This is a genomic window from Paenibacillus sp. oral taxon 786 str. D14, assembly GCF_000159955.1.
Taxonomy (GTDB): Bacteria; Bacillota; Bacilli; order Paenibacillales; family Paenibacillaceae; genus Fontibacillus; species Fontibacillus phoenicis.
The window spans coordinates 1-17,651 of record NZ_GG696000.1 but is presented as its reverse complement, the minus strand read 5'-3'; the positions used below and the strand labels follow the sequence as shown (position 1 = coordinate 17,651).

Sequence of the window (17,651 nt, the reverse complement as noted above, 5' to 3'; positions counted from 1 at the left end):
GCGGCTTCCCCGCTGCTCAAAAGCTGGACGTTCTCGAACCAGACCGCCCAAGAGGCGGCTGGGATCGTCCGCTTTGACGAAGCGTGGGAAGCCATCCTGGCCGAGGCGCCAGGTGAGCGCGAGCAGCGGCGCGGCTGGATCGGCCTGCAGGTCGCGTTTGGCCGCGAGACCGCCGGGCGGTGGCTGCACCGCCAGCAGGCGGTGGTGCAAGCGGCCATAGGCGACGACGCCAAGCGGCAGGCCGACCAGGCCATCCTGGCACGCGCGGGCCAGTGGCACCGCGAGGTGCAAGTACATACGCTGAAGGAGCTGGCCATCAGCGGCGGCGAAGTGCTGCAAACGGCCGGCCGCAAAGGCGGCCCTTGGCTTAGCGAACTGCTGAAGCAACTGCTGATCGCAGTTGCCGCAGGTGAGCTGCCCAACGACCGGCTAACTCTCCTGAAACATGTGGAAACGGTGGTGAAGAATGATGGAAGCAAACCGATTGCTTGACATGCTGCTGGAGCATCCGGGGCAATATATATCTGGCGAGGAGCTCAGCCGCCGGCTGTCGATCAGCCGGACGGCGGTATGGAAGCAAATCGCCAAGCTGCGCGAAGAAGGCTACGAATTTGAGTCCGCCCCGCGCAGGGGATACCGGTTGACTCGGCAGCCCGACAAGCTGAGTCATGCCGGTTTGCTGCATGCCTTGCAGGGGACGAAGACGTTTGGACAACGGCTGAAGCTGCTGGACAGCACGTCCTCCACGCAGGAAGAAGTCCGCAAGCTGGCGGAGGAAGGCGCGCCTCACGGCACCCTTGTGCTCGCCGAAGAGCAGACGGCGGGGCGCGGGCGCCAAGGTCGCCGCTGGTATTCACCGCCGGGCAAAGGCGTGTGGATGAGCCTATTACTGCGTCCCGACCGCCAACCGCTGTCGATTGCGCCGCAGTTGACCTTGCTGACCGCAGTGGCGGTTTGCCGCGCCATACGGAAAGTCACCGGCGTAGATGCCGGTATCAAATGGCCAAATGATATTTTAGCCCGCGGCCGTAAGCTGTGCGGCATTATCGTGGAGTCTGCGGCGGAGGACGAGCTGATCCGGTACGCCGTCGCCGGGATTGGCATTGATGTCAATCTGACGGCTGCTGACATTCCGCCGGAGCTGGAGACCATCGCGACCTCATTATGTATTGAAAGCGGGCGGCGGATTGATCGGACAAGCTTGATCGGCGCGGTGATCAAGGAGCTGGAGCAGCTTTACGAGCTTTATATCCAGGAAGGTTTTGCACCGATCGGCCACTTGTGGGAGGCGCTGTCGGTCACGTTGGGCCGAGAGATCACCGTGCATACGCCAAACGGGGTGCTCCAAGGCACAGCAACCGGATTGGATTCGAGCGGCGCATTATTCCTTTTGGATCAGAATGGCAAACATTTCACGATATTCTCTGGAGAAGTACAACTTGGCGGATGAAAAAAATAACGTAATTTGTTATACTGAGCACAGGAGGCGGTATCGGCATCGTTCTGAACTGCACTCCGGTTGCTTGTCGGAGGTATGAATGTGGTGAAAGTTCAAACCGTCGGCCGACTTTTTGAACGACCACAAATCAAGTTGCGTTGGATTCTGCTCTGAGCCGAAAGAGGACCGAGACAGAAGAACGAGGATATAACTCACTCTTCTTTGGACTTCGGACCTTTTTAGTGCCAAACTAAAAGGTTTTTTTGTTGTGCGCGTTTTTGGAGGACTCGCACAAAGTCAAACCGAAGGAGATGGATCAAATGGCAGGGAAACAAGCTTTAAACATTGTGAAAATGAAAAAAATGAAGCAAGACGGCATTCCGCTCGCGATGATTACCGCCTACGACTATCCGTCGGCCCAACTGGCCGAGGAAGCGGGTGCGGATTTGCTGCTCGTCGGAGACTCGCTGGGCAACGTTGTTCTCGGGTATGATTCGACGATCCCCGTAACATTGGACGATATGGTATACCATGCCCGTTCCGTTGCGCGCGGGGCGCAGCATACCTTCATCGTGGTTGACATGCCGTTTATGACATATCACGGAAGTATTGACGAAACGTTGCGGAACGTCCGCCGTTTGATGCAAGAAGGTCGTGCCCATGCCGTCAAAATGGAAGGCGGTGCGGAGATCGCTCCCGCCGTCCAAGCCATCGTGCAAGCCGGGGTGCCGGTGCTGGGGCACATCGGATTGACGCCTCAATCTGTTAACCAGATCGGCGGTTACCGGGTGCAGTGCAAAGACGCTGCTGATGCGAAGCGGCTCATGGAGGATGCCAAGGCGTTGGAATGCGCCGGTGCCTTTGGTATTGTGCTGGAGCTGGTAACGGAAGAAGTGGCAACGGCGATCTCCCGCGAGTTGAGTATTCCGACCATCGGCATTGGCGCGGGACGCGGCTGCGACGGTCAAGTGCTGGTGTACCATGACGTGTTGAAATATACGGCGGATTACCGGGATAAACGGTTTGTGAAAACCTACGCCGATATTGGCGCGCAGATCCGCCAAGGGATTTTAGAATACGTTACGGATGTCAAAAACCGCTCGTTCCCGGCAGAAGAGCATGTGTTCCGCGCGGATCAAGGCGTGCAGGAATCACTGGGAACTTTGTATGGCAAAGGAAAGGTGGAAGTCCGGTCATGAAGACCTTTAACAAGATTGTCCCGCTCCGTGAACAGTTGAAGGATGCACGGTTCACAGCAGCGAAAGAAGGAAAATCAATCAAAGTTGCGCTCGTGCCAACGATGGGATATCTGCACGAGGGGCATGCAAGCTTGTTGCGTAAAGCACGGGCGGAGAACGATCTGGTAGTGCTGAGCATTTTCGTAAACCCGATTCAGTTCGGGCCCAACGAGGATTTTGAGCGCTATCCCCGCGATCCGGAAAAAGACCTGGCCTTGGCCGAGCGTGAGGGCGTGGATTTCGTCTTTTTGCCTAGCGTTGAAGAAATGTATCCCCAACCGACCCGCACCCATATTAAGGTCGCTGGTTTGACGGACGTGCTGTGCGGTGCTTCGCGACCGGGCCATTTCGACGGGGTAACCACCGTTGTCGGTAAGCTGTTTCATATCGTGCAGCCGGACCGCGCTTATTTCGGGCAAAAGGATGCCCAACAGGTGGCGGTAATCACGCGCATGGTAGAGGATTTGAACTTCGATGTCGAAGTCATTCCTTGCCCGATTGTTCGTGAGGCCGATGGACTGGCGCTCAGCTCTCGAAATGTGTACTTGAGTGCAGAAGAACGGCAGGCTGCACTTGTCTTGTCCCGCAGTCTCGAGCGCGCAAGAGCTAAAGCAGAGGGAGAACGTCCGGTGACCGCAGGGGAGCTGCGGGCGGAAATCCGCGACACAATCAGCGCTGAACCGCTGGCGAATATCGATTATGTGGAAATTTCGGATTTTCCGGAATTGTCGCCTTTAGCGGACGATGAATGTGTTGATGCCGCTGGCCGCCAAAAAGGTGTGTTGATCGCCGTTGCCGTGAAATTTGGCACGACGCGGCTGATCGATAACGTCATTTTAACGAAGAAGGTGAACCATTAATGTATAGAACGATGATGAAATCGAAAATTCACCGCGCAACCGTGACGGAAGCTAACCTGAACTATGTGGGCAGCATTACGATCGACGAGGATCTGATGGAGGCTTCCGATCTGCTGGAGAACGAGCAGGTGCAAGTCGTCAACAACAATAACGGCGCCCGCCTGGAAACGTATGTGATTCCGGGACCTCGCGGCAGCGGCGTGATTTGTTTGAACGGTGCGGCGGCACGACTTGTGCAGCCGGGCGACAGTGTCATCATTATTTCTTATGCCCAAATGTCGCCGGAAGAAGTCCGCAGCCATAAACCAACCGTCGTGTTCGTTGACGAAAACAACAAGCCGGTGGATAAGGCGCATCAAGAACTCCATGCCATGATCCGTTAATAAGGTTGTTCAAAAAGCATCTTCGGATCACGAGGAGGCCATGGGGGAAGGGGCTCGGCGTCAGCCGGGCCCTTCGTATGTTTAATTATGATGCGGCCGCGCTACACTATTCATGCCGCCGAATTGTATTCGATTTTTCGCATATAATTGGGCCGTAGTTCGCATTACCCCCAATCTATTCGATTTTTCATATAGAATTTGGGAAATTGCCCGCTCAACCCACAATTTTGTATGAAATTTCGAATACAATGAGCTGTAAATCGCAACAAACGCTGAAATGTATTCGATTTTTCACATCCAATCAGAGAAACGGGCCATCAAAAAGTGTAATTCCTCCCTGCCGGAATGAAATCGTCCCCCGAAACAAAAAATGTACGTAAGGCTCGGACTGATTTCATTTTCGTTAGGGGGATGCGAATGATGTTTCAGCATGTGTTTGCGGAAATGAATGAGATGTTGGACGAAATCACGAGGAAATACCCCTTGGCCGGCCATGCCCAGAAGCAGGAGCTCGCGAAGAAATGGAGCCTGCTTCAGCATATGAGCGACGGCATTATCGAGGAATGGCTGAGCTTTGAGGAGAAAATGGGATATTTACGCCATGCGTTCCGGAGCCTGGAGTCCAGAGAGACCCCCGATCTTCCTGAATTGGATGACCCCGCCTTTGTGAAAGGCCAAGGGTATTACAAGCTGCTGATGTTTCCCCAGGCTTCTGCTCAATTTGAGCAGGTGGTGAAGCAATTTACGGACAGCGTGTTGGCTCGGACTTATCTAGGGATGTGCCATCTGCACCTCGAGCAATTTGACAAAGCCGCCAAGCATTTCTGGATCGTGCTGGAAAAGGCTGCGAACAAGCGGCTGCGTTCCATTATATACAACGCGCTGGGGTGTATCGAGGCGCACAAGGGCGTATTTGCGAAGGCAAAAGAGTACTTCAAGTTGGCCCATCACAGCGATCCGTCCTTGCCCGAGCCGTTGGCCAATTTGGAGGCTTGTGCGAACAGTACAGGTAAACTGCATTACGGTCCCGAGTTGACTTCGCTATTGTAGGATTTATGATTCATTAACTGCAGGTCACGCACTTATTTACGGCATGTTTTTCGAAGCGATGCGAACACCGCTCATGGCGGCGCATCGCTTGTTTTGTTTTGTGATTTTTATTACAGATATGGTTTGTATTAATTTTCAAATTGGCTATCTTCTGTTATGCTGTAAAGAGACTGGAATGAAGGGACAACTAATTGCAATGAAATATGCTGTGCTTGATTTTGAAACGACGGGTAACCAGTCCTCCGATGATATTATTCAAGTGGGACTTGCCATTATAGAGCCGGATCGATCGATTTCTCAGGTGTATCGTTCCTTCGTCAAGCCAGGCGTTCCGATCCCACCGTTTATTACGGGGTTAACGGGCATCACCGATGAGGATGTGAAGGATGCGCCGGAGCTGGACGAAGTGATGATGGAGATGGTTCCACTCCTGAACGACGTCGTGTTGGTTGGGCACAACGTAGCATTTGATTTTAATTATCTGCAGAGCGCCTTGGACAAAACGGGCTACTTGCCGTTCACCGGACGGATCCTGGACACAATGGATTTCTTGAAAATCCTGTTTCCTTCGCTGACTTCTTACCAGCTGGGGATGGTGGCGGCGGAGTTCGAGGTGGAGCATGAGCGTCCGCACCAGGCGGACAGTGACGCGCTGGCGACGGCGCTGATTTTCCTCAAATGCTTGGAGGAATGTGACCGACTGCCGCTGCTGACCTTACAGCGTTTGGCCGATCTGTTTGCAGGTGAGGACAGCGATCTCGGGTGGTTTTTTGATGCCATGGTGCAGGAGAAGGAGCGCGAAGCGCTGCCAAGCGAAGACGGCTTTGTATACTACCGCCAATTCGCCTTGCAGGTTGAAGATTGGCTTGACATTGAAGCGCCAAGGGACAGCACGGAGCGCAATCCGCTGGCGGGCGTGACCTTCGAGCAGTTTATGGAGCAGGTCCGGGAACGATTGCGGGAGCGTTTGCCGCAGTATGAGGAGCGGGAAGCCCAGAACATGATGCTGAATGAGGTCATGCGGGCTTTTGAGGAAGACAAGCATTTGCTTGTTGAAGCTGGAACGGGAACGGGCAAATCCTTAGGATATCTGCTGCCGGCCATTTACCACAGCGTCAAGAACGAAGAGAAGGTCATGGTCAGCACGCACACCATCAACCTGCAGGAGCAGCTTAGGGAGCGCGATGTGCCGTTGTTGACGGAGGTCGTGCCTTTTCCGTTTCGTGCAGCCGTTTTTAAAGGTAGGCAGCATTATTTGTGCTTGCGCAAATTTGAACATAAAATAAATAGAAAAGACTTCTCAACACCTAAAGAAGAGGTGATGACGGCCGCGCAAATGGTCGTATGGCTTACCCAAACGGAAAGCGGCGATGACGAAGAGCTGAATCTCGGCAATCGCGGCGGTGATTTATGGGAGACGGTGGCCAGTGAGTCGGAATCCTGCTTAGGCCGATCCTGTCCTTGGTTCCGCAAATGCTTCTATCATCGCGCAAAACACGAAGCCGGTGTCGCGGACGTGGTCATTACGAACCACTCTAAGCTGTTTACGGACATCCAGGCGGGGCATCAGCTGCTGCCGGGTTACGAGCGGCTGGTTATCGATGAAGCGCATCATTTAGAGGATGTGGCCGGCAAGCATTTGGGGATTCATATGAAGTATTTTACGGTCGTGCATACGCTGACCCGGTTATTTAAAGACAGCAAGACGGGGCAGCTGGCCAACCTTCGCAGCTCGCTTGAAGCGTCGGGCGCGGAGAAAGCCTCAGAATGGTGCTCAGTCATCGACGGAATCTATCCAACGCTGGTGGACGTGAAGGAGAGCTGGGACAAGCTCAGCGAGCTGCTGTTCAGCTTGATGCCTGACCGCAGCGACGCCGCCCCTGGCGATCCCGGGCAATTCGTGTACCGGCTGTTGCCGAATCGAAAACCAAAGGATTGGGAGACGCTGACCGCGCTCGAAAATCAAATTTACGTAGGTCTTGGCGACGTGCTTCGGAAAGGGGAGCGCCTCCTGTCCGAAATCCGAGAAGAGCAGGACGATTATGCAGCGGAGAGCCTGATCACCGATATCAGCGGCTTGTTTAAAGATTTAGCCGGGGAACGGGAAGCGCTGCGCTTCTTCATGAAGTTGGAGAGCGAGGACACCGTCTATTGGATGGAGGCGAACGGGAACTTCCGTAGCCGGTCGCTCCAGATGTATGCGGTGCCGATTGACGTCAGCGCTCAATTGAAGCAATTTTTCTTTGACCGGAAGAAGAGTGTCGTTATGACGTCCGCGACTTTATCGGTGGATAAATCGTTCCAATATATGATCGAGCAGCTTGGCTTGACTGAGGCGGCGGAAGAGGATCGGTTGATCACAGCGATGCTGCCCTCGCCGTTTAACTACCGCGATCAGGCGTTGCTGGTGATCCCGCGCGATTTTCCAAGTGTGAAGGGCAGCGTGGGGGATGACCATTTCATTCATACGCTGGTGCAATCGCTGGCGGATGCCGCGGTGGCGACGCAAGGTCGCATGCTGGTGCTGTTTACATCCTATCGGATGCTCAGGCAGGTGTATGACCCGCTGAAGGAACTGCTCGCAGCGGAGGGAATCACGGTGATCGGGCAAGGGATGGACAGCGGCAGCCGCACCAAGCTGACCCGGCGGTTCCAAGGGAACAGCGCATCGGTGCTGCTCGGGACAAGCAGCTTTTGGGAAGGGGTGGATATTCCTGGCGAGGCGCTGACCAGTTTAGCGATCGTACGCTTGCCGTTCCAGCCGCCAAACCACCCGCTGGTGGAAGCGAAGAGCGAACGCCTGCAGCGGGAGAAGAAGAATCCATTCATGAAACTGTCCGTCCCGCAAGCGGTTATCCGTTTTAAGCAAGGATTCGGACGACTTGTCCGCTCGTCGCATGACCGCGGCATCGTGATCGTTTATGATACCCGGATCCTGGAATCTTATTATGGGAAATATTTCTTATACTCTTTGCCCGGACCGAAGATGGAGCATATGCCATTAACTCAGATGGTTCCGCGCATCTCGGAATGGTTAAATCCCGAAGCCTAAGCCGCTTCATAGATCGCATTGAAGAATAGGGGGAACAAGCATGAAGTCAGATAAAATTTCGGACGCTGTTGTCCGCAGACTGCCGGTTTACCTGCGTTTCTTAAATGAACTCAGCCGACGGGAGGTGCCAACGGTGTCCTCCCAGGAGCTCGGACAGAAGCTGGATCTCAATCCGGCGCAAATCCGTAAGGATTTGGCTTATTTCGGCGATTTTGGACGGAAGGGGATCGGCTACGATGTCGCTTATTTGATTGAAAAAATTCAACAAATTCTCAATCTGGACCAACAGATTAACGTCGCGCTGGTGGGTGCCGGGAATCTGGGGCAAGCCCTTTCGAATTATAATGCGTATTTGAAGGATAATATGAAGATTGTTGCGGTGTTCGACGCTTCACCGGCTAAGATCGGCAAGCAGATCAACAACATCACGATTCAGCCGATCGAAGAGCTGGCGGAAACCGTCCGGGCGAAAAATATCCGCATCGGCATCATCACCGTGCCGGATACGGAGGCGCAACGCGTAGCGGATGAGCTGGTTGCCGCCGGAATCGGTGCGATTCTGAACTTCGCGCCAACGATTCTGAAGGTTCCGCCGGAAGTTCGGATCCATGCGGCTGACTTCACTACTGATTTGCTGAGCTTGGCTTACTACTTGGAAGACGGAAAGGAAACAAGCAACGTATGAGTCGTAAATGGTTAATTAAGAACGGGACGTTTGCCGTCTTAAATGCGGACCGTCCTGTAATTCACGGATATATGCTCGTTGAGGGCGATACGATCAGCTATATTGGCGAAGAGCGCCCGGAAGGCGTGGAAGGCGCCGAAACGTTGGACGGCAAAGGGTTGTTGTTCCTGCCGGGCCTGATCAATACCCATGGCCATGCGGCGATGTCGCTGCTGCGCGGCTATGGGGATGATATGGTGCTGCAAACCTGGCTGCAGGAGAAAATGTGGCCGATGGAAGCCAAATTTACTGCGGCGGATGTGTATGCCGGTACGGCGTTATCTGTGTTGGAAATGCTCAAGGGCGGGACGACGACGTTCCTGGATATGTACGATCACATGGACGAAGTGGCCAAAGTCGTGGAGGAATCGGGTATTCGCGCCGTGTTGATGCGCGGGGCCATCGGGTTGTGCTCCCCGGAAGAGCAAGATCAGAAGCTCAAAGAAGCGATCGCGTTTGCTCAGAACTGGCACGGCAAGGCAGAAGGCCGCATCACCACGATGATGTCGCCGCATGCACCATACACCTGCCCGCCAGCCTTTATCGAGAAATTTGTGCAAGCTGCCCATGATCTTGATTTGCCGATGCACACGCATATGTCGGAGACGCGCGCCGAGGTAGAGCAGAACGTTAACGATTACGGCGTCCGCCCGGTAGAACATTTGCTGAAGCTGGGGATGTTCTCCCGCCCGACCCTGCTTGCCCACGCTGTGCATTTGACGGACGAGGAAATCGACATCTTGGCAGCGCACGGCGTTACCATCTCGCATAACCCAGGCAGTAACCTGAAGCTGGCCAGCGGGGTCGCCCGCATACCAGAACTCCTGAAGAAGGGCGTAGTTGTATCGCTGGGTACCGACGGTCCGGCGAGCAATAATAACCTGGATATGCTGGAGGAGATTCGTTTGGCTGCGCTGATTCATAAAGGCGTATCCGGCGATCCAACGGCGGTTCCTGCGCTGGAAGCTCTGAAAATGGGGACGGAATACGGCGCGAAATCGGTCTTCTTGCAAAATACAGGCAAGCTGGCTGCTGGCATGAAGGCGGATATCATCGCCTTAAATACGGAGCAAGCCCATTTCCTGCCGAGAACGGATTATATCTCCCATACCGTTTATTCCGCTGGCGCCAAAGATGTAGAGCATGTCTGGGTCAACGGTAAGCAGGTAGTCAAGCACGGTGCTTGTCTGACACTGGATGAAGAACGCATCCGCTACGAGGCGCAAGCGGCGTTTGAGGGACTGTTGGCACGATAATGAGCGGCGCGCGGTTTCCTGAAGGAGGCTGCTTGCTTAGGAAGGGAAAGGAAGAGTAGCTTGAGAAAGCGAACGAAATGGATCCTGCTGTCCCTCGTGATTCTGTTGATCGTGCTCCTGGGTCTCCACCGGTTTTATCTATACATTCATGAGGATACGTGGAAAGCCGAAAGAGCCGCTATCCAGCAGGCGAAGCAGGAGACGGATCTCGTCCGGGGCGACAAGGTTTGGAAGTCGGTATGGGATGAAGTTACCTGGGTCGTGCAAGGGGAGGATGCATCCGGCCGCCAAATGATGGTCTGGCTAAGGGAAGGACATGATCCAGAGGTACGCTTGCTGTCCGATGGCAAGTCCGAGAGCCAAATGCGTGAGATCATCAAACAATCGTTGCCGGGTATCCGGGTGGTTCGGCTGCTGCCAGGCATATACAATAACCAATTGGTGTGGCAGCTGTTCTATAAAGAGAAGGACCACCATTATTATCGGTTTTTCAGTTTCACGACCGGCGAAGCTTTGCCGGAAGTGTTCACCCTGCCGAACCGCTGACAGGGGGTCTATGGATCAATCATAAATAAACGGTTTCGTTGTTTAGGCGAAGAGCCTGAATCGCGGAACTGTTTTTATTTTTTGGCTTGAGAAAAAGTAGCATTTCGGGGTAGAACTACTAGCGTTCATTTTTAAATATCTTCACACTTTCCTTCGAAATTTGATATACGATGTGATATACTCATATTTGTAGTTTTGATATACGGGAATATATATCACAGAGTTGATAGTTTATATAGATAAGGGGGGCATCACGTGAAACTGCGTATTGGACCAATTGCTGCAAGCATTGCTATTTCCGCCCTTGTATTATTTGGTGGATGGTTCCTATATCGGCAGTGGGCGATTGAGCGTCCGCTGGAGAATATTGTGAAGAGTGTAGATGGAGTAAATCATGTCGATATGAATGTGAAAGCGGACGAGCTGGAGCTTAAGCTGAATTTAAAGCCGGGGACGGATCTTGGTGCTCTGGTGCGTCAAATTGAGAAGAACGGGGAGAAGCAAATCGGCAGCCGAACTTTGAAGCTGGATATCGAGGATCATTCTTCGCCGGAACTTGACCAGCTGTGGGAAAACGCCATGTTTACCGTTGCTCAGGCTATGGAAAATAAGCAATATACACAAATTACAGCTGCATTGAAACAGATGGAGCAAGAAAACAGCAAGCTGAAAGCTACGGCAGAGATGGATGAGAAGAACGTGTATATCACCTTAACGGACGGACAATACAGCAAATTTATCATTTTGCCTCGTTCGCCGGAACGGATGGGGGTATGGCCAAATGCGTAAATGGATGATTGAAGCCGCGCTTGGCTTTATTCTCGTACTGATCGTGTTTCTGGCAGTGATCGGCGTTAACGTGATTCCGCTCGTTACGGCCATCGTGTTGTTCGGCGCAGTATTTACAATGCTCAAACTACGTGGCGGCATCACGATTGGAGCTGCCCAGGAACGGAAACGCAAAAAGCGCGGGCCGGCGAAGCTGACCTTCGAGCAGATCGGCGGTCAGGAGAGCGCCAAGCAGGAGCTTCGCGAAGCGCTGGACTTCATGGTGCGCCATGAGGAAATCAGCAAGTTTGGTATCCGGCCGATCAAAGGGATTTTGCTGACCGGGCCTCCCGGAACCGGGAAAACATTGCTGGCCAAAGCGGCGGCGCATTATACGAACGCGGTGTTTGTGGCCGCTTCCGGCAGTGAATTCGTTGAAATGTATGTCGGCGTGGGGGCAAGCCGGATTCGTGATCTGTTTAAGGAAGCCAGAACCCGCGCGGCTAAGGAAAACAAAGAAAACGCGATTATTTTCATTGATGAAATCGAAGTGATCGGCGGTAAGCGGGAAGGCGGACAGCAGCGTGAATACGATCAAACGCTCAACCAGCTGCTTACGGAAATGGACGGCATCTATACGTCCGACACGCCGCGGATCTTGCTGATCGCGGCGACCAACCGCAAGGAGATGCTGGACAGCGCGTTGCTGCGGCCGGGCCGTTTTGACCGGCATATCCAGGTTGATTTGCCAGACAAGAAGGGACGCCGTCATATCCTCGAACTGCATGCAGCCAACAAACCGCTGCGGGAGGACGTTGATTTGGACAAAATCGCCGAAGAATCGTTTGGCTTCTCCGGTGCTCAACTGGAAAGCGTGATGAATGAAGCGGCGATCTATGCGATGCGGGATGGCGTGGATCAAATCACTCAGGAACATTTGTCGGTTGCAATCGATAAAGTGCTGATGGGTGAGCAGACCGACCGGCAGGCCGCCGAGGAGGAGAAGCGCCGCGTGGCCATCCACGAATTGGGCCATGCGATTGCCGCGGAGGTTGTTGCCCCAGGCAGCGTCAGTCAGGTTGCATTAAGCCCGCGCGGAAGAGCGCTGGGGTATGTCCGGCACAATCCGCAGGACGAGAAGTACTTGTACACCAAATCGTATTTGGAAGGTCAAATTATGATCGCCTTGGCCGGGGCAGCCGCAGAAGAAATTTACTACGGCGGGCGCAGCACCGGGTCAAGCAACGATTTCGAGCAGGCGTTAAAGATCGTGCATACGATGATGACGTCGGGACTGACCGAGCTTGGAATCGTGAATATGGACATGGTGACGACCGAGGTGCTGATGAACGAAAATACGCGAATTTTGGAGGATCTTGCCGCCAGAACAAAGCGATTGCTCGAACAGCATTCAGCAGTTTTCGACAAATCCTTAGAGATATTGTTAAAAGAAGAACGTCTCTCCGGCGAGCAATTTCGTTGTCAATTTCGTGACAGCGCCCATTTACCGGCATAATTCATGATGCCGGTTATTTTTTTTTACTTTTTCTTCGTGCTAAGATATTATTATATGTTGGGTGTTAAAAGATGTATGTTTCGACATCTGGAAAACCATATTATGTACAGATGATGAAAGGATGGAGCGAGAGGACCATGAATTACAAACGAATTGGTGTCATCGGCGGCGGCACAATGGGTCAAGGCATCAGTGAAATGCTGGCTGCTAAAGGGCTGGACGTGTTGCTCGTGGAGGAGACAGCCGATAAATTGGATCATGCATATAACATGATCGAGACGAGTTTGGAGAAACAGCTCGAGAAATGGGCGATCACAAAAGCGGAGAAGAAATTGATCTTATCCCGTATTCATAAAGTTACACACTTTGCCGAACTCGGTACCTGCGATATGGTGATCGAGACCATTTCGGAAGATTTGAATGCCAAAAAAGAGGTATTCACGCAACTGGACCAAGTTTGTCCAAGCAACATTATTTTAGCAAGTAATACATCCACGCTGAGTTTGACCGAGATTGCCGGCGGAACGAAATATCCGGAGCGCGTCATCGGCATGCACTTTATTTATCCTGTTGCCAAAATCAATCTGGTGGAAATCATCCGCGGTCTGAAAACTTCGGATACGACGTTTGAAGAGACGAAGCGGTTCGTTGAAGAGGTCGTGGAGAAACGCGGCATCATGGTATACGAATCTCCGGGCTTTGTAACATCCCGGATTATTTGCGTTATGATCAATGAAGCGCTGCATGTACTGGGCGAAGGCGTTGCTTCCGCAGAAGAAATCGATGAAGCGATGCGCATGGGTTACCAATTCCAATACGGTCCGCTGGAAATGGCTGACCGCTTTGGTCTGGATTCGGTGCTGGCCGCTTTGGAACGGATGTTCCGCGAATTTGGTGAACTGAAATACCGTCCTTCCTTCGTGCTCAAGAAAATGGTCCGCGCCGGCAATTTGGGTGTTAAAACGGGCGAAGGCTTCTTTAAATACGATAAGGACGGTGATCGGCTGTGAAAGTGTTAGTTATTAATGCAGGAAGCTCCTCTTTGAAATATCAGCTGTACGATATGACGAATGAGTCCGTTTTGGCCAAAGGCCTGGTCGAACGGATTGGCATGGATTCCTCGATCCTGACCCACAAACCAACGGGTAAAGAAGAAGTGACGGAGGTCAGTGAAATTCTGGAGCATACGACGGCGATCCGTAAAGTGCTTGAGAAATTGACCGACAAAGAGCATGGCGTTCTGTCCTCGGTTGATGAGATTCAAGCGGTAGGTCACCGCGTCGTGCATGGCGGCGAAGCGTTTAAAGGTTCTGCTCTCGTTACGCCGGAAGTTAAAGCTGAAATCCGCCGCTTGTTTGATCTGGCGCCGCTTCATAACCCGCCGGCGATCATGGGGATCAATGCGTCTGAGGCGAATATGCCAGGCGTTCCAAACGTAGTGGCCTTTGATACGGCCTTCCATCAAACGATGGAAGAGAAGGTGTACTTGTACCCGATTCCGAAGGTATTGTACAAGAAGCATCGCATCCGCCGTTATGGCGCGCACGGCACTTCGCACCAATATGTCAGCCGTGTGGCAGCGGAATTTTTGAACCGTCCGATCGAAGAGCTGAAGATCATCACCTGCCACATCGGGAATGGAGCCAGCTTGACTGCGGTTAAAGGCGGAGTATCGGTGGATACCTCCATGGGTCTGACGCCTTTGGAAGGCTTGATGATGGGTACGCGCAGCGGTGACTTGGATCCAACGGTCGTTACCTTTGTGATGAATAAGGAAGAGCTGTCCATCAGCGAAGTGAACTCGATGCTGAACAAGCATAGCGGTCTGCTCGCCATCTCCGGCAGCAGCAGCGACATGCGGGACATTACAGACGGCTGGGAAGCCGGCAAACCCAATGAAACGCTGGCCTTTGAAATGTACGAATATCGCCTGCGCAAATACATCGGTGCGTATGCTGCGGCAATGAACGGGGTTGACGTCATCGTCTTTACGGCCGGCGTCGGCGAAAACTCGGCAATCGTCCGCGAGAAAACCTGTGAAAACCTCAGCTATTTGGGCGTTGAGCTGGACAAAGAACTGAACAAGGTTCGTTCCGGGGAACCACGCCGGATCTCGACTCCGAACTCCAAGGTTGAGGTTTTGGTCATCCCGACCAACGAAGAGCTGATGATTGCTCGCGATACGCTGCGGATCGTGCAGGAATCGAAGTAAAATACGGCGAATTTAAACCTTTGGGTTTTAAATATCGTTATCGTTAGAGGAGAGATATAAGCATGGCGGTCAAAACTGTGATTCGTCAAGTGAATGAGCATGTCGGGGAACAGGTCGTCATCGGCAGCTGGCTCAATAACAAACGCTCCAGCGGTAAAATTCAATTTTTGCAGCTTCGGGATGGCACGGGTTACATCCAAGCCGTTGTTGTAAAGAACGAAGTGTCCGAGGAAACTTGGAACAAGGCGAAGAGCTTGACCCAGGAATCCTCGATGTACGTAACGGGTGTGATTCGTGAGGAGCCGCGAAGCAAGTCCGGTTATGAAATGACGGTTTCCGACATTGAAATCATCCAATTGACCGAAAACTATCCGATTACGCCTAAAGAACACGGGGTCGATTTCTTGATGGACCATCGTCATCTGTGGCTTCGTTCCTCGAAGCAGCGGGCGATTATGGTCATTCGGGCTGAAATTATTCGCGCCGTGCAAGAGTTTTTCGATCAAAACGGGTTTACTTTGGTGGATCCGCCAATCCTCACGCCAACTTCAGCGGAAGGAACCACGAACCTGTTCCATACGAAATATTTTGACGAAGACGCCTATCTGACGCAAAGCGGCCAGCTCTACATGGAAGCTGCTGCGATGGCGTTAGGGAAAGTGTACTCCTTCGGACCGACGTTCCGTGCTGAGAAATCCAAGACGCGCCGCCATTTAATCGAGTTCTGGATGATCGAGCCGGAAATGGCCTTCACGGATCATGAGGAAAGCTTGAAGATTCAGGAGAACTTCATCACTCATGTGGTGCAATCGGTATTGAAAAACTGCCGGGCTGAGCTGGAAGCGGTAGGCCGCGACGTGTCCAAGCTGGAAGCAATCCAAGCGCCGTTCCCGCGGATCACGTATGACGAAGCGATCGAATACCTGCATTCGCAAGGCTTTGATATTCCTTGGGGTGAGGATTTCGGGGCGCCGCATGAAACGGCGATTGCCGAACGTTACGACAAGCCGGTATTTATCACCCATTATCCGGCGGGAATCAAGGCGTTCTATATGAAGCCGGATCCGAATCGTCCGGAGGTCGTGCTGTGCGCCGATATGATTGCTCCGGAAGGCTATGGGGAAATTATCGGCGGCTCGCAACGGATCGACGATCCGGTTCTGATGGAGGAACGCTTCAAGGAGCATAACCTGTCGCCGGAAACGTACCAATGGTACCTGGACCTGCGTAAATACGGCTCGGTGCCGCATTCCGGCTTCGGCCTCGGATTGGAGCGGACCGTTGCTTGGATCTGCGGTCTGGATCACGTACGTGAGACGATTCCGTTCCCGCGGATGCTGTACCGGTTGTATCCATAAGGCAACTAGTGAAAGGTGAGCTTGCTATGGCCATGAAAGAAGGCAACAACGCTTGGGCGAAGGGAATGGCTTTTGGGATGGAGGCGGGGATGGTGAACGTCCCTTACCCGCTGCTCGCCCATTACCGGAAGCTCCGTTTAAGCGATACGGAAGCGATGTTGCTGATCCAGCTACTGGCTTTCCAGCAAATCGAGCGTAACGATTTCCCGTCGATTGAACAGCTGGAATCACGGATGGACATGGCACCCGGAACGCTTGCCCCGGTCATTCGCGGTTTATTGAAGGAAGGCTGGATCAGCATCGACGAGACGGTTGATGAAGCAACCGGCATCCATTCGGAGCATTATAATTTGCACGGAATGTACGAGCGGTTGGGCGAGTGGCTGGCTGCGCAGCAACCGGCCGCGTCCGGCCACAAGCCGGTAAAATCCGATCCTGAAGTTCGTGAGGAGCCGGAACGGAATCTATTTGTCATCTTCGAAAAAGAATTTGCCCGTCCGCTTTCGCCGATGGAATGCGAGACGATTTCCAGCTGGGTGGACCAGGACCGTTATCCGGAAGAACTGATCCGTTTGGCGCTGAAGGAAGCGGTATTCGCCGGAAAGGTCCATTTCCGGTACATTGACCGGATATTGCTGGAATGGAGCCGCAACCGCGTGCGTACAGCGGAGGACGTCAAAGCTTATACGCAACGCTTCCGCGGAGGGTTGCGATCATAGGGCGAAGTAATAGAGTGCCTTCTCCAAGAGGAGAGGGCACTCTTTTTTGTGGGGATCTTTTAGCCCTGAATCACAGCGATGACAAAGATTACCCAGCCCGCGAGGAAACTAACACCGCCTAGGGGCGTGATGGCGCCCAGCTTGCGGATGCCGGTCAAGCTCAAGGCATACAAACTGCCGGAGAACAGAATGATCCCGACAAGCAGGAGCCAACCGGCGAGGACGATTAGACCTTCGCTCTCGAGCTGTGCTGCGGTAAGACCCAGCAGAATTAACCCGATTCCGTGGGCGATATGGTATTGGATGCCGGTCTGGTATGTTTTCTGCCGATCCTCGGTCAAGCGGTTTTTTAGGGCATGGGCGCCGAAGGCACCGAGTGCGACTGCGAGGAACATCATGATTCCGCCCAAAGTAAGCAGTAAAGTCATTTTGGATCAACACCTCCACCCAAATCTTACCGATTCCCCACAAGCTCGTCAATCGGGCGAAAAAACAAGCAGCGTGTTCATAGTGAACGCGCTGCTTGTTTTA

Annotated in this window: 16 protein-coding genes and 1 pseudogene; 16 read left to right on the top strand and 1 reads right to left on the bottom strand. The window is 53.0% G+C overall.

The genetic code is table 11. The features are described 5' to 3' along the window. The 16 genes and pseudogenes from POTG_RS21610 to POTG_RS21535 all read left to right on the top strand — a co-directional run. Positions 1–492, top strand: a pseudogene (locus POTG_RS21610) (CCA tRNA nucleotidyltransferase); the annotation flags it as partial. Beyond that, entirely contained in the window at positions 467–1,450 is a 984-nt protein-coding gene (locus POTG_RS21605; protein ID WP_009226978.1) for a biotin--[acetyl-CoA-carboxylase] ligase, read from the top strand. The pseudogene POTG_RS21610 and the gene POTG_RS21605, both read left to right, overlap by 26 nt. Before the next feature lie 308 nt (positions 1,451–1,758). Then, positions 1,759–2,637, top strand: a complete 879-nt coding sequence (panB, locus tag POTG_RS21600) for a 3-methyl-2-oxobutanoate hydroxymethyltransferase (protein ID WP_036646629.1) — start codon at positions 1,759–1,761, stop codon at positions 2,635–2,637. Continuing rightward, positions 2,634–3,536, top strand: coding sequence for a pantoate--beta-alanine ligase (gene panC, locus POTG_RS21595; RefSeq protein WP_009226976.1), 903 nt, complete (start codon positions 2,634–2,636; stop codon positions 3,534–3,536). The genes panB and panC overlap by 4 nt, the downstream gene beginning before the upstream one ends. Then, a complete protein-coding gene (panD, locus tag POTG_RS21590) occupies positions 3,536–3,919 on the top strand; it encodes an aspartate 1-decarboxylase (protein ID WP_009226975.1) in 384 nt (127 codons plus the stop codon). Before panC ends, panD begins: the two co-directional genes overlap by 1 nt. Before the next feature lie 420 nt (positions 3,920–4,339). Then, positions 4,340–4,969, top strand: coding sequence for a tetratricopeptide repeat protein (locus POTG_RS21585; RefSeq protein WP_036646637.1), 630 nt, complete (start codon positions 4,340–4,342; stop codon positions 4,967–4,969). 196 nt (positions 4,970–5,165) lie between these two features. Beyond that, positions 5,166–8,021, top strand: a complete 2,856-nt coding sequence (gene dinG / locus POTG_RS21580) for an ATP-dependent DNA helicase DinG (protein WP_009226973.1) — start codon at positions 5,166–5,168, stop codon at positions 8,019–8,021. Positions 8,022–8,061: 40 nt separating this feature from the next. Further along, the gene (locus POTG_RS21575; protein ID WP_009226972.1) at positions 8,062–8,706 is read left to right on the top strand and encodes a redox-sensing transcriptional repressor Rex; all 645 of its coding nucleotides are present in this window, start codon (positions 8,062–8,064) and stop codon (positions 8,704–8,706) included. After that, positions 8,703–10,001 carry an amidohydrolase gene (locus tag POTG_RS21570; protein WP_009226971.1) on the top strand — a complete coding sequence of 433 codons (1,299 nt, stop codon included), beginning with the start codon at positions 8,703–8,705 and terminating at the stop codon, positions 9,999–10,001. Before POTG_RS21575 ends, POTG_RS21570 begins: the two co-directional genes overlap by 4 nt. Before the next feature lie 60 nt (positions 10,002–10,061). After that, on the top strand, positions 10,062–10,547 hold the full coding sequence (locus POTG_RS21565; protein ID WP_009226970.1) for a cell wall elongation regulator TseB-like domain-containing protein: 486 nt from the start codon (positions 10,062–10,064) through the stop codon (positions 10,545–10,547). A 255-nt stretch (positions 10,548–10,802) separates the two neighbouring features. Continuing rightward, positions 10,803–11,336: a hypothetical protein gene (locus tag POTG_RS21560; protein ID WP_009226969.1), complete on the top strand. Its 534-nt coding sequence runs from the start codon at positions 10,803–10,805 to the stop codon at positions 11,334–11,336. Then, complete coding sequence (locus POTG_RS21555) at positions 11,329–12,831, top strand: AAA family ATPase (protein ID WP_009226968.1); 1,503 nt, start codon at positions 11,329–11,331, stop codon at positions 12,829–12,831. The genes POTG_RS21560 and POTG_RS21555 overlap by 8 nt, the downstream gene beginning before the upstream one ends. A 137-nt stretch (positions 12,832–12,968) precedes the next feature. Next, the gene (locus POTG_RS21550; protein WP_009226967.1) at positions 12,969–13,841 is read left to right on the top strand and encodes a 3-hydroxyacyl-CoA dehydrogenase family protein; all 873 of its coding nucleotides are present in this window, start codon (positions 12,969–12,971) and stop codon (positions 13,839–13,841) included. Continuing rightward, positions 13,838–15,043: an acetate/propionate family kinase gene (locus tag POTG_RS21545; RefSeq protein WP_009226966.1), complete on the top strand. Its 1,206-nt coding sequence runs from the start codon at positions 13,838–13,840 to the stop codon at positions 15,041–15,043. Before POTG_RS21550 ends, POTG_RS21545 begins: the two co-directional genes overlap by 4 nt. Before the next feature lie 62 nt (positions 15,044–15,105). Then, positions 15,106–16,401, top strand: a complete 1,296-nt coding sequence (asnS, locus tag POTG_RS21540; protein ID WP_009226965.1) for an asparagine--tRNA ligase — start codon at positions 15,106–15,108, stop codon at positions 16,399–16,401. Positions 16,402–16,427: 26 nt separating this feature from the next. Continuing rightward, a complete protein-coding gene (locus POTG_RS21535; RefSeq protein WP_009226964.1) occupies positions 16,428–17,120 on the top strand; it encodes a DnaD domain-containing protein in 693 nt (230 codons plus the stop codon). A gap of 59 nt (positions 17,121–17,179) precedes the next feature. On the opposite strand, the gene POTG_RS21530 is transcribed toward POTG_RS21535, so the two are convergent. Next, positions 17,180–17,548 carry a DUF423 domain-containing protein gene (locus POTG_RS21530; protein WP_009226963.1) on the bottom strand — a complete coding sequence of 123 codons (369 nt, stop codon included), beginning with the start codon at positions 17,546–17,548 and terminating at the stop codon, positions 17,180–17,182. Positions 17,549–17,651: the final 103 nt, after the last annotated feature.